This window comes from Clostridium sp. B9 (assembly GCF_050509515.1).
Taxonomy (GTDB): domain Bacteria; phylum Bacillota; class Clostridia; order Clostridiales; family Clostridiaceae; genus Sarcina.
Window position 1 is genome coordinate 2,642,479 of sequence record NZ_JBNWKA010000003.1, and the last position, 15,948, is coordinate 2,658,426.

Sequence of the window (15,948 nt, forward strand, 5' to 3'; positions counted from 1 at the left end):
TTTTTTTCAATCTCTCTATATTAATCAAAGGTGTAGAATTTTAATATAAACTAAACTTCTACACCTTTTTGATTGCAAATTAATTATTGTGTTTATTTGCGCTTTTTAAATTAAGCTTTCTTCTTAAATGATTTTGGGTCTATTGCGAATATGAATACACCTAAAACTATTACTATTCCCCATATTGCTAATGATGGAGTTATTTTATCTCCAAATAATACTGCACTGAAGATTATTGTCCATAATGCAGCTGTACTATTTAATGCAGTACCCATTGCTGCTCCTATTAAATCAACAGCTTTATACCATGAAAGGTATGTTATAGCTCCTAATATAGCGATTCCAGCATATTGGAATACTAATCCTCTTGAAACAATTTGACCAGCTAGTGGATATCCACCGATTAATGGTAAAACTATTACTGAATATGAAACCATTGATATAAAGTATCTTAAACATAAGAACTGTTGAGGTGATGCTTGTATATGATCTTCACCTTTTATATGCTTCATAGCGAATCCTATTATAACACCTTCTAAAGCCCATCCAAATACAGCTACTACTGCAAATAATATACCTTTAAAGAATGTTGGTGGAACATTACCTGATGGATTGAATCCTAACATGAATGAACCTAATAAACTGATTGCTATACCAACTACTGCTCTTATTGATAATTTTTCTTTAAGTATGAAATATGATAATATTGCTCCTACTCCAGGGTAGATAACTGAAATACTTGATGCATATGGTGCTGTAGCATATTTAATTCCTAATAAGTAAGCACTCATACCGATAGGTGAACCAACTAAAGCTGCAATAGCTGCTGCTTTACCTTTTTTAGTTTTAAATAATAAATAGAAAACATGCTTAAGTTGTTTACTAAATAATAATACTAATGCAACCCACACGAAACAGAAACTTTCGTGGAAGAATGCAGTTACTAATGGTGAGAATTCAAAACTTGTAGCTGAAACACCTTGTGCTAAAGCAAAAGTTTTATCTGTGAATATTTTATCCATTCCTACTCTTCCCATTAATACTCCGTCAAGTCCCCAAGCAAGACCAACTAAAATACCAAACATAAGACCTTTTTGAAATTTTCCTTTGTTTACTTCCATAATTACATTCCTTTCTTATCTGATAGAAATTTCATTTTTTTAAATTTTCAAAATCTTTTTAAATTTTTAACCGCAGTATTTATTATAGCAATTTTCATGCCAAAATCAACATTTTTCTTCTAAACATTGAGTTTGTTAAATTTTTATTTATTAAAAATCAACTTACTGTACACATAAGTCACTTTTATTATCATTTTTGTGTAATCTTTTTGAGCACTGTAATTTTTTTTAACACCTATCCATATTCCATTTACTATATTAATTGCCATATTTTTATCAATTAATATTTAATTTTATATTACTAATTAATTATGTTAAAATTAATTCAATAGGTTTTTGTAAATTTTAATTTGATTTTGTCGAATTTTATTTTATATATATTTAATTTTGAGCATACTTATTAATAACAATTTGATGAGGAGGAGAAAATGGATAAAAATATCAAACAATTATCGTTAATTGAAGATATAACTAATAGAATCCCCGTTGGAATTCTTTTTATATCTTCTAAAAAAAAGCTTTCTTTTATAAATGAAAAAGCAAAAAATTTAATCTCACCTAAAAATTTATATAATGAAGAAATTAATATATTTTCATTATTTCCCAAATTAGAAGATTATATTGATGATTATTCATCAGAAAAAAAAGAACAGAAAGATAAATTAATTATTTCAAAAGATGAAAATAAATTTAACATAGACATTTACCCACTAGATAGAGATGGTATATTTGAGGGATGGATTATACTAATCAAAGATATAAGAGAAATAATAAATGTGGTAAATAAATATTCTAACACAGATGCAGTATGTACCTTCAATGATATTATTGGTGAAAGTTCTCAACTAAAAAAAGTATTAAAAGAAGCTGAGCTTATCTCCAAAAGCCCATCCACAGTTTTAATAACAGGTGAAAGCGGTTGTGGTAAAGAGCTTTTAGCGCAATCAATACATAATGCTAGTGATGTATCAGAAGGTCCTTTTGTGGCCTTAAACTGCGGTGCATTACCTAAAAATCTAATTGAAAGTGAACTTTTTGGATATGAAGAAGGCTCATTTACAGGATCTAAGAAAGGTGGAAAGCCTGGTAAATTTGAATTAGCTGATGGCGGTACAATCTTTTTAGATGAAATAGGCGAAATGCCTATTGAAATGCAAGTAACTCTTCTTAGAGTTTTACAAGAAGGGGTTATAACAAGAATAGGTGGAAAAACTCAAATTCCTGTAAATGTTAGAGTTATAGCTGCTACTAATAAAAACTTAAAAGAAGAAATAAAGAAAGGAACATTCAGAGAAGACTTATATTATAGACTTAATGTAATTCCACTTCATCTTCCACCTTTAAAGGATAGAATTGGAGATGTTCCTATATTAATAGATTATTTCTTAAATATAAAAAGTAAAAAACTTAATAAACCTATACCTAATATAGGACAAAGGTTATATAAAAAAATGCTTTCATACTGTTGGCCTGGCAATATACGTGAGTTAGAAAATTGTGTTGAAAACATAGTTAATTTAAATGGAACTACATCATATGAAATAAATTTTGATGAGTGCCATTGTTTAAAAACTGATAATTTAGGTAATCCAATAGAAGCTAGCATAGCAAACATATCTGAGGAAACTTCAAATGATTCAAATAAATATGTAGTTAAACCTTTAGTTGTACTTGAAAAAGAAGAGATTGAGAAGGCATTATTCTTATTTGAAGGTAATGTAACAAGGGCTGCTAGCACATTAGGCATAAGTAGAAATGCTTTATATAATAAAATGAAAAGATACGGAATTAAAAACTAAAAAAGAGCCATACGGCTCTTTTTTTATTATATCTATCTTATAATAATTTTCTATCAATTCAATTTATATAAATGGATTATAGAATCTACTTCCATTTTTATGATTAAACCATAATGAAATTCCTAATATTATAGCAACAACAATTATCGCTAAGTAATCACCTTTAGTAAATTTCCTTGCATTATACCAAGTTCTTTTCTTATTCTTCCCAAATGCTCTAAGTTCCATTGCCGTACTTATGTTTTCTATTCTATCTAAGCTTGAGAATATAAGCGGCATTAATATTGAAGACATGTTCTTTATTCTTCTTCCAAGTTTCTCCTTCTTAGACATATCTATTCCTCTAGCCTGTTGTGCAAATGATATATCATGATACTCTCTTTGTATATCAGGTATATATCTTAGAGCAATAGAAACAGAGTATGATATTTTATAGCTAATACCTATTTTATTTAATGATGCTGCAAATTCACTTGGATTTGTAGCAAGTATAAATAATAATGCCATAGGTATTACTGATAAATATTTAAGAGTAACATTGAACTCATAGAATAATTGTTCCCAAGTTAAAGTATATGGCCCTACAATATGGAATATATCGTGTCTTGTTCCATATATATTTACCCCTTCATAAGGTGAAAAAACAAATATTGCTAAGTCGTTTAATAATAAGAAAAATAATATAAAATAAACTATAAATGCTACTTCTTTAAATTCAATCTTTGATACCTTAAATATTATTAAGCTGAAGATAAGCATTCCTATTAATACTCTTGTATCATATGTAAGCATTGCTGCTAATGTCCAAAGTATGAAGCAGATAAGCTTTGTTGCCCCTGTTAATCTATCAATAGGAGAATTTTTCTTTATATATGTAAGCATTGCATCCACTATTTTCTTACCTCCCTATCAAAGTCTATAAATTTATGAACAAAGTCCTTAGGATTTTCTATTCCAACCTTTAATGCTAATTCATATAGAGAGGTTTCCTTTAAACTAGCCTTTTCAATAACTTCTTTGTCTGTAAGAATTTCAGCTGAAGTTGTATCTGCTATTTTTTGCCCTTCTGAAATTACTATAGCCTTATCTGTATACTCAAGCATTAAATGCATATCATGAGTTATAAGAATTATAGTTACTCCTCTTTTGTTAAGTTCAAGTAAAAACTCCATTATTTCATTATAGTGTCTATAATCTTGTCCAGCTGTGGGCTCATCTAATATTATCATCTTAGGATCTAAAGCTAATATTGAAGCTATTGTTACTCTCTTCTTCTGTCCAAAACTCAAAGCAGATATTGGCCAATTTCTATATGGATATAATCCACATATCCTTAAAGTTTCAACAACTCTCTCCTTGACTTCTTCTTCCTTCATGCCTCTAACTCTTAAACCTAAAGCAACTTCATCAAATATCATTGTCTTTGATATCATTTGATTTGGATTTTGAAGGACTACTCCTATTTCTTCCCCTCTTTCTTTAATTGTTTTACCACTTAAAGTTTTTCCATCAAATATTATGTCACCTTTTGTTTCTTTAAAGAATCCACATATAAGTTTTGAAATAGTAGATTTCCCAGCTCCATTTCTTCCTACTATACTTATAATATCTCCTCTATTTACTTCAAAGTTTATATCCTTTAATATATCTCTTTTTTTATCATAAGAGAATGAAACATTTTTAAACTCTAATAAAGTATCTTTAGCTTTTTCTACTGAAGCACTATTTATTTTTCCGTACCACTCTTTTAATTTATCTCCATTATCTTTAAGCGTTAACTTATTTATATGCTCTAATTCCATATTTTTATCCAAATCATATCCAGCATATTTAAGAGCAGTTATGTAAAGAGGTTCTCTTATTCCACATTCCTTTAATTTATTAGAAGCTAAAATTTCATTTGGAGTTGTATCTGCAATAATCTCTCCTTCATTCATAAGTATTATTCTATCTACATCCGAATTTAAAACTTCTTCTAATCTATGTTCTATTATTATTACAGTTTTGTTTTCTTCTTTTTGTATTCTATCTATAAGCTCTATTGATGCTTTTCCTGCAGCAGGGTCTAAGCTAGCTAAAGGTTCATCAAAAAGAAGGATTTGAACATCATCAACTATAGTCCCAGCAAGAGTTACTCTTTGCTTTTGTCCTCCTGAAAGGCTATATGGCGCTATTTCTAATCTATCTGATATTCCAACAACCTTTGAAACCATCTCAACTTTTTTAATCATCTCCTCTTGAGATATACAGTTATTCTCTAATTTAAAGGCTATATCCTCTGCAACTGTTAATCCTATAAATTGACTATCTGGATCTTGAAGCACAGTTCCAACCATTTTTGATATTTCAAAAACACTTAAGTCTTTAGTTTCCTTCCCCATAATCCTTAAGCTTCCACTTATTTCGATATCAGTAGAAAAAGGAATCAAACCATTTATACAATTGGCCAACGTACTCTTACCAGAACCTGATGGCCCTACAATTAAAACTTTTTCTCCCTCATATATAGTTAAATTTATGTTATTTAAAGTTGGTTTTGATTGAACCGTATAATGCGCAGTAAAATCTTTAAACTCTATTATTGCTTTTCTTTCCATATCAATCTCCTTATACAAATTAATCAATAGGACCAAATTAAAGGTTGCCTGAAAATCACATTTCTGACAACCTCATGTACTCCTAATATTCTTTTCTTAAGCTACCTTTTTGTATTCTTGTTTTAGCATAATTAGATATTAAAATAGTTCCTAAAACTCCAACAGTAACCATATTAGAAATTCCACCTATTGCCCCTTGTAAGTAAACCTTATTTGCAGGTTCTGAATAAATTAATATATCTAAAGTTGGCGCTATGAAAAACCAAGCTACAGCATTAGCTATTATTTGTATCAAGTTAAACATAACTATCTGTTTTAACTTGAAAACTCCTTGATCTATCTTTATCAATCTAGCACCTGAACCGATTATTAACCCTACTACCCCCGAAGCAAATACCCAGCTTATCCAAGGTGAGCCAAAAAATACAATATCCTTTAATGCATGTCCTATGAACCCTATTAAAAATCCTGCTAAAGGTCCATATAAAAGTGCCATTAATGCTAAAAATGCATATGCAGTTTCTATATTAGTATTTGGTATACCTGTAGGTAATGAACCAAATCTCCCTAATATCATAAAAACTGCAGCACCAATTCCTATAGCTACGATTGTTTTAATTGATAGTTTGTTTCTTCTCATTGTTCATCTCCATCTTAGAAAAATCTATCTTTAGATATTTAAATTACTTGATTAAACTCTCCTTTAATCAAGTGTATAAACATAATTTCACATAGTTAACTATAAAGACTATTAAACTAATTGTCAACAGCCTAAGAATTTCCTTTTGAAAGTTCACAATAATTTAATTACCTTATATTGTAATAATATGATAAATTTTATATATATTGAAGTTAGGAGAGGATACTATGAAGAAAATAACATTATTATTATTAAGTTTAACTTTATCAACTAGTTTATTTATAGGTTGTGGTAGCAGCACTTCTTCATCAACTGATGATTCAAGCAAACCATCAACATCTCAAGAAGGAAATTCCGATGAAGCTACATCTGGTGAAGAAAGTAGTGAGAAAACTTCCGAAGAAGCTACAAATGATACACCTGCAGAACCAGTAGCAAAGGATATTAGTATTGAGGAAGCAAAAAAACTTATCGCTGATGGAGAAGTTACACTAATACTAGATGTTAGAACTGAAAAAGAATATAATGAAGGACATTTAGAAAATTCTATCCAAATAGCTGTTGAGGATCTTAAAGATAACTTGGCTGATATAGAAAAGTTTAAAGATCAGTTAGTTTTAGTTTACTGTAAAAGTGGAAACAGAAGTGGCGATGCTATGAATATTCTTAAAGAAAACGGATTTACTAACTTAGTTCATATGAAAGATGGTATTTCTGCTTGGGATGGAGAAATAATAAAATAATATAAAATTTAATGCATTGAAATACTTTATTTAGTATTTCAATGCATTAATTCTCATTTATTTTTTCTTTTATAACAAAATTGGCAAGCCTTTTTAATTCATACATTTCAGCATTCTTTCTTATGAATTTTAGCTCTTCTTCTTCTAATCCTTGAAATATTCTATTCATTTTCCATAAAAAATCTAATTTCTTTTGTTCTAAAAGATAATTTATGTTAACCAATTTTCTATCCTTCTCAAAATATCTATCTTTGCATTCATCATAATTGTCCAATTTACTTTCTGTACATTTTTTTATTATGCCTAGTATATACTCATGATAATCTCTATACTCCAAACTCTTCTCACAAATATTTAATACTTTATCTATTCTACTCACTATTTTTTCTCCTTTTATCTATTAATTTTGACTTTTTATTACTTCTAAGTCTCTACATTTAATATATTATTAAGTTCTAAATTTGTTACAATATAAAATAAATTAGACCACACTTAGAATATTTTGAATTCTAATCGTGGTCTTTAATTCACATTATTATTCTAGTTCATCAACATCATACATAACTAATATTGAATGAGACTTAACCAAAGGAACTTCCCCTTCCTTTGCCTTCATTATTACTTCTTCACCAATCTTCTCACTATTACATACAATACTCCAAGTACCACTAAATGATTTTGGCATTGAAGAATTTACATTATAATCATCTATAGTTGTTCCATTGTACACAACTACTATATTTTTCCACCTATCTCCATTAGCATTATTTTTAAAGTGAGCTATTATAACTCCACTTGTATCATTGCCCTCATAGAAATAAACATCTAAGCTCTTTCTTATATCATCAGGCTCTTTCATCCTAAAAGCTTTATGATTCTTTCTTAATTCTATTAAACCCTTATAGTATTTAAATACCCTGATAAACTTCTCTTTCTCCTCCCACTTTAATGCATTTACTCTATCAGAACTTCTATAACTATTATGGTCACCTTCTTTTGTTCTTAAAAATTCTGAACCTGCCTGTATAAATGGAAGCCCTTGAGATGTAAAGATTATTCCTGCACCAAACAAATCTTCTTTAACATAGAAGTTATTTATAATATCTTCTTCTACTCCATCTCTATAATGACCTTCTCCTATACTATAATTCTGGCTCTTAACTATCTGATCCCATAAAGTATAATTATCATGTGCTTCTAAATAGTTAATACTTTCAATAGGCTTATATGCAATTGTATTTATCGAACCCTTTATACCTTCTATAACTTGCCAAGCTTTATTTTTATTATGCTGCTCTCCATTTATAAAACCATTTGAAGGATCATTGTTTCCTCTTAAAGCATTTCTAAATTCATCATTGAATATTGAAAAGCCAAGACCTTTTTGACTTCCTCTATATGTTCCATTAGTAAGTGGTGAATTTCCACCTTTCCAAGGTTCTCCATATATAAGAATTTTGCTATCAATTTCTCTAGCTCTTCTTACAATTTCTTTCATTGTATCTAAATCAATAAGCTCCATCAGATCAAATCTTAACCCATCTATATGATAATCTTTTATCCAGTGTATTATTGAATCAACTATAAATTTTCTAACCATAGGCTTTTCTGATGCCATTTCATTTCCACAGCCTGAACCATTAGTATATTTCCCCCATTTATCACTTCTAAAATAATAACCTGGAACAATACTATCCATATTACCAGTTTCATACATATGGTTATAAACCATATCCAAAACTACTCTTATTTTTCTATCATGCAGTTTCTTTACCATTTCTCTAAATTCTTTTATTCTTACCTTAGGATTAAATGGATTGGTTGAATAACTTCCTTCTAATGCATTAAAATGCTTAGGATCATATCCCCAGTTTCTATTATTCTCATCATCTGATATTTCCTCGTTTACTGATGCAAAATCAAATACAGGCAATAGATGAACATGAGTAACTCCTAACTCACTTAAATGCTCTAATCCAGTTTTAACTCTAACTCCCGTCTTTTCATTTTCATAATAAGTTCCTTCTTCAACAGCACCTAAGAACTTTCCTCTAAGCTCTTTTGAAACACCTGAACTTTTATTAATAGTAAAATCTCTTACATGCATTTCATATATTATAGAATCTTCTTTATTAACAAGCTTTGGTTTATTATACTTTTGCCAACCTGAAGGGACACATTCTTTGCTTGATAAATCAAGTAAAACAGCTTTATTTCCATTGACTCCAACAGCTACTGCATAAGGGTCAACTGCATATGTTATCTTACTTATTTGCTCTCCAATTTCATTTAGCTCATTAAAATAAAGCTTATACAAATAATATTTATCTTCATTTTCTTTTCTAGAGATTGATATTAAATGTGTACCATTTTTTCTTTCTCTAAGCATTTCATATTTTCTTAAAGGTTTAGTATTTAAATCATCATTATTCTCATATATTAAAACTTCAACCCTCTTAGCAGTTGGAGCCCAAAGTCTTAAGTTTATTTCCTCTTCTCTAAACCTTATTCCTAAATCATTTCCGCCATAATAATAATCTTCTAGAAATTCTCTTACTCGTACCTTACAAGGTGAAAACATACTTGAAGCTCTTATTTCTAATAAATCTGAAGGATGAATATCTTGAGGTAGATTTGTTAAAAGTATTTCCTTTTCTTTTTCTCTAACAATTGTTGAAACACCCTTAGCTTTTATTCCATTAACATACAGACCATATTTTATTCCTATTAACGGCTCATGAGAAAGATATGCTTTAATAGTATTTTTATGATCCATCAATGCAACCTTAATCTTAGGTGTTGTTTCTCTTATAGCCTCTTTTAATGAAGTTGAAATTTTATTATTTTCATATATACAGAAAATTTCATCCTCATTTTTATTTAAATCAAAGGTATATGTTTGTTCATCCCAATCATTAACCCATCCATATCCCCATGTTCTCTTTCTAACTATGAACTTATCTCTATTAACAAATGCTCCTACTCCTAAATCAGTTTTTATATCTATATGAAACTCGTCTCCTCCAGTATTTTCACCAAAGCCCCATATATTCCAGCTATAATTCTCTCCATAATACATCCCATCATCTTTTAAAAATTGTACAAAAACACCAGCATCATCAGTTACTTTTTTTACCTCAATTTCTTTATAAGCTTTCATATTACAAATTGAGTCATAAGCTTTTAAAATTATTTTACTTCCTTCTTCTACAGATTCATCCACTCTTAAGTAGTCACCCTCAATTTCAACTCCTGGAACTTCATTTTCTAAAGTTATTTCAGCTTCTTCAATTGTTATATTTCCATAAGAAGATTTTCTAACAGCTAAAAGCTCTATAGGATAATTTGAAGCAACAAAATTTCTACTACTCTTAATTTCTAAAGATTCTTCAAATGGTTCCCAAATAAAAGAAAACTCCTTTTGATTATCATTCCAATTATCTATATGTATCTCGTTACCATCTAAATCAACAATTATATATCCGTACTTGTACTCTCCCTTTTTAAGCCCATGAGGAAAAGTAATATCTTTCATCATCTTAACTCTTCCGTCATTGGTATCAAGTCCCCACGTTAACTTAAAATCATCACTTTTCTCCCAATTGTTAAAATCTCCAACTAAGTACGCCTCTATAGCACCCTTACAACTTAAAGATACTCTTAGTGTATTAGTTAATGGACTTACCTCTATGTAGTACTCATTTTCATTATAATAAATAAGTTTTTTTCTAACAGAATTAAACATATCTAATTACTCCTCTGCCTATAGTTTAGGTACCAAAAGCTACTATAATCTCAAAACAATATAATTGCATTTTAAAAGAAATTAATAGTAGCTTTTATCACTTATTATTTTAATTTTAATACCAAAGTTCCCATTGGAGGTACCTTAACCCTAACTGAGTAAGGTAATCCATTGAACTCATCTTCTTCTGAAACAATTGATACATCACCCATAATATTTCCTGCTCCACCAAATTCTAAAGCATCTGAATTTAGCACCTCAACATATTCTCCTAAATCAGGTACTCCTATTTTAAAGTCGTAGTAAACCTCTGGAGTAAAGTTACAGATAAATATTAATTTATCCTCTTCTTTTTCTCCGCTCCTAATGAATGATAATACGCTTTGATTAGAATTGTCTGCATCTATCCATCTAAATCCATTTTGATCATAATCTAGTTGCCATAATGACTTATTCTCTAAATAAAAATGATTTAATGTTTTAAAGTATTCTTGAGTTCTTTTGTGTATATCAAACTCTTCTATAATATTCCATTGAAGTTGTTCCCATTCTCTCCACTCTACAAACTGACCAAACTCACATCCCATAAACATAAGTTTTTTACCAGGATGCCCAATCATAAAGGAAGAATATAATCTTAAGCCAGCGTATTTATTCCAGTTATCTCCCCACATTTTATTTATAAGAGAGCCCTTTCCATGTACTACCTCATCATGAGATATTGGAAGAATAAACTTTTCTGAATAGTTATATATCATTGAAAAGTTCATTTTATTATGATGATATTTTCTATATATAGGATCCATTTCTATATAGCTTAAGGTATCATTCATCCATCCCATGTTCCATTTATAATCGAATCCTAAACCATTTTCTTCAACTGGTTTAGTTATACCTTCCCATGAAGTTGATTCCTCAGCTATTGTTATAGCCCCATTTCCTTCATTTTTAACTATTGTATTTAGTTCTTTAAGGAAAGCTATAGCTTCAAGATTTCCATTTCCTCCATAAATATTCTGTTCCCACTCACCATACTCTCTACCATAATCTAAGTAAAGCATATTGGAAACAGCATCTACTCTTAAACCATCTATATGAAACTCATTTATCCAAAACATTGCATTTGAGAATAAGAATGACTTAACCTCTGGTCTTCCTAAATCAAAATTGCAAGTTCCCCATCCTTTATTGTTGGCCTTCCACCAAGCTTGATACTCATAAGTTGGTGAACCATCAAACATAAACAATCCATGCTCATCTTTGCAAAAATGACTTGGAACCCAATCTAATAATACTCCAATATTATTCTTATGTAATGTATTTACAAGCACCTTAAATCCTTCTAAATCTCCATATCTACTTGTTACAGAATAATATCCTACCCCTTGATATCCCCAAGAAGCATCTAACGGATGCTCATTTATTGGCATAAACTCAACATGAGTATATCCCATTTCTCTAATATATTCAGGTAAAACTTCACTTATTTCTTCATAAGTCATGAATTTTCCATCTTTTGTTTTCCATGAGCCTAAATGAAGCTCATATATATTCATTGGTTTACTATCTAAATCTTCTTTTTCTCTTTTATTCAGCCATCTCTTATCTCCCCATCTAAACTTTTTAAGCTTAGTTAGAACTGAGGCTGTATTTGGCCTTAATTCTGATTTAAATGCATATGGATCTGATTTATACACTATATTATTTCCACATTCATTCACTATAGCAAACTTATATTTTATTCCTTCTTCTAACTTTGGTATGAACAAACTCCATATTCCTCTATCATTTACTCTTATCATAGAATACTCTTCTTTAATTTCCCAAGAAGAAAAATCTCCTATAATATAAATTTTACTAGCTCTTGGAGCCCATGTAGTAAATCTTACTCCTCGTTTTCTATTCTCTGTTATAAAATGTGCTCCCATAAAGTTATATGCTGCATGATCTTTTCCATCCAAAAATAAATCTAGCTTTAAAAACTCTTCTTTTTCTTTCTTTTTAACATTACTCTTGACTTTCTTGGTTTTAGTTTCGGTAACGTTACCATTCTTCACATTAATAAGTTTTTCACAAGTTTTCTTCTTCTCTTTAACCACCATAGTAATCCCCTCATCTATAAAAAATATTGTAAAATTTACTAATATAATTTTCTATTTAATTGTACCATTTAATACATTAAATTACAAATAATTATACTATCAGTTAAATTTTCCCTCTTCAAAGATTACTAACTCTCTATTTTTATTAGAAAACTCTCCTTTTTTGTTAAAACTTATAGTACTTTGAAGCACCCCTAAAGTATCAACTAGAACCACCCCTATAATTCTCTGCCTAACTAAAAGGTCATATTTATCAATTTCCCATTCCTTAATTTCATAATAATCATTAATATCTGAAATCTCTGGATTTACATTTTCTTTTATTTTCCCATCTTCTCCATAAATAAGATTTAAGTAAGATTTGCTTCTTGATGAAATATCTAAGATATATTTTTCTCCAGCTCCATAATTAATCTCAACTTTATAATTTTCAAGATATCTTACTTCCTTCTTATTTATTTCTCCAATAGTCCATTGATTAGCTATTTCTTCTAGTTTTCCATCTTTATATTCATAAAGAACTAGTATTGCAATTCCACCCGAACCAGGGAATCTACCTTTAACTAAAATATTATCAGTTCCATTCCCTAAAAAATCTCCTAGGAATAATTGTACATAATAACCTCCATACGGTACTTTCTGCTTAACAACTTTCTCATCTCCCTCTAAATAAAGATTTATCTCCAATTCATCTGCTAGTTGTCCTTTTTCAAACGGGTACATTCCCTTCAAAATAACCTTATCATTAGATATTCTACTTTTTAAATGACCACTTTTAACATCCAAAATAACCATTCTCATATTAATCCTCCAATAAAATCTAACTATTTTACTTTATGCACAATTTAAACTTCTAGACACACACTCTATATTTTTATCTATTATTTACAAAAGTTATTTTAATGACTCTTTAAAATCTCTCTATAAAAACTACTCAAATAAATTATTATAATTTCACAATATTTTTACTATATGTACATTTTAAAATAATAATTTCCTATTAGTCTTATATTATGCTTATGCTAATTAAAGGGAGGATGTACCTGTGGACTTTAATAGAATTATAAATCTCTCTACAGAACTTGGAACATTAATGCTTGAAAATGGTGCTGAAACCTTTAGAGTTGAAGAAACCATGAGTAGAATTTGTCATGCTTATGGAATAACTAAAGTGGATGTATTTGTTATTCCAACAAATATAATAATAACTATAAAAACAAACAAGGATGATGCACTATCTAGAACAAAGAGGGTTACAAATAGAACTATAAATTTAGACAAAATTTCTAAACTTAATAACCTATCTAGAGAAATAGGATTTGGAAATTTATCCATAGAGAACGCTGAAAAAGAACTAAGAAATATATTTTTAGAAAAAGAATATTCCTTACATATAAAAATAATCGGCTTTTTAGTTACTGCATCTTCATTTACACTACTCTTTGGTGGAAATTTTAAAGATGCAATAATTTCTGGAATTATAGGAATAGTTCTGTGCTTAATATCATTTTTTTTAGGAATTTTTAAAACCAACAACTTCTTTGTAAATATATTATCTGGTGCATTAGCAACACTTTTAGCAATAATATCTGTTAATTTTAATTTAGCTTCAAATTTTAATGAGATAGTTATTGGATCCCTAATGCCCCTTGTTCCTGGACTAGCCATAACTAATTCGCTTAGAGATATAATAGCAGGAGATTTGGTTGCTGGAAGTGCAAAACTTATAGAAGCTTTTTTAATAGCTGTTGGAATTGCCATTGGAAGTGCTAGTATCTTAGCAATACTTATAAATACATATGGAGGTGGTCTAATATGAGCCTAATAGTCAATTCTCTTTATGCATTTTTTAGTGCTCTAGGATTTGGAATAATTTTTAATATAAAAGGTAAAAATCTATTCTACTCATCTCTATGTGGTGGATTAGGTTGGTTTGTATATCTATCCTCATCTGAATTTTTAAATATGAGTGAAAGTTTCAACTACTTTTTAGCAGCTTTATTTATATCTCTATTCTCTGAAATATCAGCTAGAAAATTAAAAGCGCCTGTACTTGTATTCTTAGTCTGTGGTATTATTCCACTAGTTCCTGGAAGCGGTATGTATTACACCATGCTAGAAGCTATAAAAGGAAATATAGACCTCTCCCTTTCACTAGGAGCAAACACGCTAATGCTTGCAGGCTCTTTAGCCACAGGAATAGTTCTTATGTCTTCTATAACTAAGCTATTCTACTCCATAAAAAAGTTAATTCAATCTAAAAAACAAGATTCACCTAAAAATCTTTCTATATAAAAACTAGAGAGTACTGCATCAATAGTTCTTTTGATACAATACTCTCCATGTTACTTTAATAATAATCTCTATTTTAAACCAGTGTCTATTTCTAAATATATGAAACATAATTTTAATTAATAATTATCTTAAATAGTCATTTTCTGTTGAATCCCATGAAATAAAATAATAAGCATCCATTAAATTATCAAATTCATCTTTAACAACATCTAATATGTTATTTCTATTATTGTATCTATGATTCATATCATAATTTTTCTTTATAAATATAGAATATCTCTCATTATTATCAGTATATTTTATTATATCTTCAACATAGGAAATCTCATCATTATAATCCTCAGACTTATTGTCTTTAACAATACATAATTTGTATCCCTTATCTTCTAAGGCTAGTAATATATTCTTAAACTTATCTTTAAGCTCATAATTTGCTCTTATCTTATTAACTAAATTCTTTTGTTCTATATATCCATATCTATCTAAGTAAAAACTTGTATTCCAGCCTTCGCCGTCAAGTCCAAGTTGTATTTGAGGAATATATCTAAATACCATATCATCCTCTATTCTATTTCCATCTATAGCATTTAACATACTTAATATTTTTACAAATCTCCTAACATCATCTCTACCCTTACCATATGATATATAAATTCTATCAACTTGTTCATCATTAACTCTTTTTGAAGGCCAAGTTATACTTGTTGTATATTGTTTTTCCCAATGAGAATTTAATCCTCTAGAATTCATAAATTCTAGCAATCCTGCATTATGAAGCTCTTTTAACTTCTCAGCAGTTCTCCTTCTTCCCTCTAAAAGTATTTTATCTCTACTTCCTGAATTCTCTATATTAAAAGCTCTAAAATCACTTTCTAAAAAAAAGTTTCCCATAATATACCCTCCTTA

General features: G+C 29.1%; 13 protein-coding genes. 4 read left to right on the forward strand and 9 right to left on the reverse strand.

Annotated features, from left to right (window positions below; translation table 11 throughout):
* Nucleotides 1-110 precede the first annotated feature (110 nt).
* Nucleotides 111-1,121: a DMT family transporter gene (locus ACQZHJ_RS11545; protein ID WP_430485706.1), complete on the reverse strand. Its 1,011-nt coding sequence runs from the start codon at nucleotides 1,119-1,121 to the stop codon at nucleotides 111-113.
* Between the two features lie 428 nt (nucleotides 1,122-1,549).
* Between ACQZHJ_RS11545 and ACQZHJ_RS11550 the strand changes: the two genes are divergently transcribed.
* Nucleotides 1,550-2,920 (forward strand): sigma-54 interaction domain-containing protein, encoded by a 1,371-nt coding sequence (locus tag ACQZHJ_RS11550; protein WP_430485707.1) that lies wholly within the window; start codon nucleotides 1,550-1,552, stop codon nucleotides 2,918-2,920.
* Nucleotides 2,921-2,983: 63 nt separating this feature from the next.
* On the opposite strand, the gene ACQZHJ_RS11555 is transcribed toward ACQZHJ_RS11550, so the two are convergent.
* The 3 genes from ACQZHJ_RS11555 to ACQZHJ_RS11565 all read right to left on the reverse strand — a co-directional run bounded on the left by ACQZHJ_RS11555 (nucleotide 2,984) and on the right by ACQZHJ_RS11565 (nucleotide 6,157).
* Nucleotides 2,984-3,811: an energy-coupling factor transporter transmembrane component T family protein gene (locus ACQZHJ_RS11555; protein WP_430485708.1), complete on the reverse strand. Its 828-nt coding sequence runs from the start codon at nucleotides 3,809-3,811 to the stop codon at nucleotides 2,984-2,986.
* The gene (locus tag ACQZHJ_RS11560; protein WP_430485709.1) at nucleotides 3,811-5,517 is read right to left on the reverse strand and encodes an ABC transporter ATP-binding protein; all 1,707 of its coding nucleotides are present in this window, start codon (nucleotides 5,515-5,517) and stop codon (nucleotides 3,811-3,813) included. Before ACQZHJ_RS11560 ends, ACQZHJ_RS11555 begins: the two co-directional genes overlap by 1 nt.
* Before the next feature lie 82 nt (nucleotides 5,518-5,599).
* On the reverse strand, nucleotides 5,600-6,157 hold the full coding sequence (locus ACQZHJ_RS11565; RefSeq protein WP_430485710.1) for an ECF-type riboflavin transporter substrate-binding protein: 558 nt from the start codon (nucleotides 6,155-6,157) through the stop codon (nucleotides 5,600-5,602).
* Between the two features lie 227 nt (nucleotides 6,158-6,384).
* Here ACQZHJ_RS11565 and ACQZHJ_RS11570 point away from each other — a divergent pair, with 227 nt between their 5' ends.
* Nucleotides 6,385-6,900, forward strand: a complete 516-nt coding sequence (locus ACQZHJ_RS11570; RefSeq protein ID WP_430485711.1) for a rhodanese-like domain-containing protein — start codon at nucleotides 6,385-6,387, stop codon at nucleotides 6,898-6,900.
* A gap of 46 nt (nucleotides 6,901-6,946) precedes the next feature.
* On the opposite strand, the gene ACQZHJ_RS11575 is transcribed toward ACQZHJ_RS11570, so the two are convergent.
* The 4 genes from ACQZHJ_RS11575 to ACQZHJ_RS11590 form a co-directional block, all read right to left on the reverse strand.
* Nucleotides 6,947-7,279, reverse strand: a complete 333-nt coding sequence (locus ACQZHJ_RS11575) for a hypothetical protein (protein WP_430485712.1) — start codon at nucleotides 7,277-7,279, stop codon at nucleotides 6,947-6,949.
* Nucleotides 7,280-7,435: 156 nt separating this feature from the next.
* On the reverse strand, nucleotides 7,436-10,645 hold the full coding sequence (pulA, locus tag ACQZHJ_RS11580) for a type I pullulanase (protein WP_430485713.1): 3,210 nt from the start codon (nucleotides 10,643-10,645) through the stop codon (nucleotides 7,436-7,438).
* A 104-nt stretch (nucleotides 10,646-10,749) separates the two neighbouring features.
* A complete protein-coding gene (gene glgB / locus ACQZHJ_RS11585; protein ID WP_430485714.1) occupies nucleotides 10,750-12,747 on the reverse strand; it encodes a 1,4-alpha-glucan branching protein GlgB in 1,998 nt (665 codons plus the stop codon).
* A gap of 99 nt (nucleotides 12,748-12,846) precedes the next feature.
* A complete protein-coding gene (locus ACQZHJ_RS11590; RefSeq protein WP_430485715.1) occupies nucleotides 12,847-13,548 on the reverse strand; it encodes a hypothetical protein in 702 nt (233 codons plus the stop codon).
* A gap of 244 nt (nucleotides 13,549-13,792) precedes the next feature.
* On the opposite strand from ACQZHJ_RS11590, the gene ACQZHJ_RS11595 reads away from it, so the two are divergent.
* Nucleotides 13,793-14,566, forward strand: a complete 774-nt coding sequence (locus ACQZHJ_RS11595; RefSeq protein WP_430485716.1) for a threonine/serine exporter family protein — start codon at nucleotides 13,793-13,795, stop codon at nucleotides 14,564-14,566.
* On the forward strand, nucleotides 14,563-15,042 hold the full coding sequence (locus ACQZHJ_RS11600) for a threonine/serine exporter family protein (protein WP_430485717.1): 480 nt from the start codon (nucleotides 14,563-14,565) through the stop codon (nucleotides 15,040-15,042). Before ACQZHJ_RS11595 ends, ACQZHJ_RS11600 begins: the two co-directional genes overlap by 4 nt.
* Nucleotides 15,043-15,165: 123 nt before the next feature.
* Here the strand turns inward: ACQZHJ_RS11600 and ACQZHJ_RS11605 are convergent, their stop codons facing one another.
* Nucleotides 15,166-15,933 carry a hypothetical protein gene (locus tag ACQZHJ_RS11605; RefSeq protein WP_430485718.1) on the reverse strand — a complete coding sequence of 256 codons (768 nt, stop codon included), beginning with the start codon at nucleotides 15,931-15,933 and terminating at the stop codon, nucleotides 15,166-15,168.
* Between the last annotated feature and the right edge of the window lie 15 nt (nucleotides 15,934-15,948).

Bases quoted from the DNA above. Each gene is read 5' to 3' on its own strand.
- ACQZHJ_RS11545 (WP_430485706.1), bottom strand. From the start codon at position 1,121: ATGGAAGTAAACAAAGGAAAATTTCAAAAAGGTCTTATGTTTGGTATT.
- ACQZHJ_RS11550 (WP_430485707.1), top strand. From the start codon at position 1,550: ATGGATAAAAATATCAAACAATTATCGTTAATTGAAGATATAACTAAT.
- ACQZHJ_RS11560 (WP_430485709.1), bottom strand. From the start codon at position 5,517: ATGGAAAGAAAAGCAATAATAGAGTTTAAAGATTTTACTGCGCATTAT.
- ACQZHJ_RS11565 (WP_430485710.1), bottom strand. From the start codon at position 6,157: ATGAGAAGAAACAAACTATCAATTAAAACAATCGTAGCTATAGGAATT.
- ACQZHJ_RS11570 (WP_430485711.1), top strand. From the start codon at position 6,385: ATGAAGAAAATAACATTATTATTATTAAGTTTAACTTTATCAACTAGT.
- pulA (WP_430485713.1), bottom strand. From the start codon at position 10,645: ATGTTTAATTCTGTTAGAAAAAAACTTATTTATTATAATGAAAATGAG.
- glgB (WP_430485714.1), bottom strand. From the start codon at position 12,747: ATGGTGGTTAAAGAGAAGAAGAAAACTTGTGAAAAACTTATTAATGTG.
- ACQZHJ_RS11590 (WP_430485715.1), bottom strand. From the start codon at position 13,548: ATGAGAATGGTTATTTTGGATGTTAAAAGTGGTCATTTAAAAAGTAGA.
- ACQZHJ_RS11600 (WP_430485717.1), top strand. From the start codon at position 14,563: ATGAGCCTAATAGTCAATTCTCTTTATGCATTTTTTAGTGCTCTAGGA.
- ACQZHJ_RS11605 (WP_430485718.1), bottom strand. From the start codon at position 15,933: ATGGGAAACTTTTTTTTAGAAAGTGATTTTAGAGCTTTTAATATAGAG.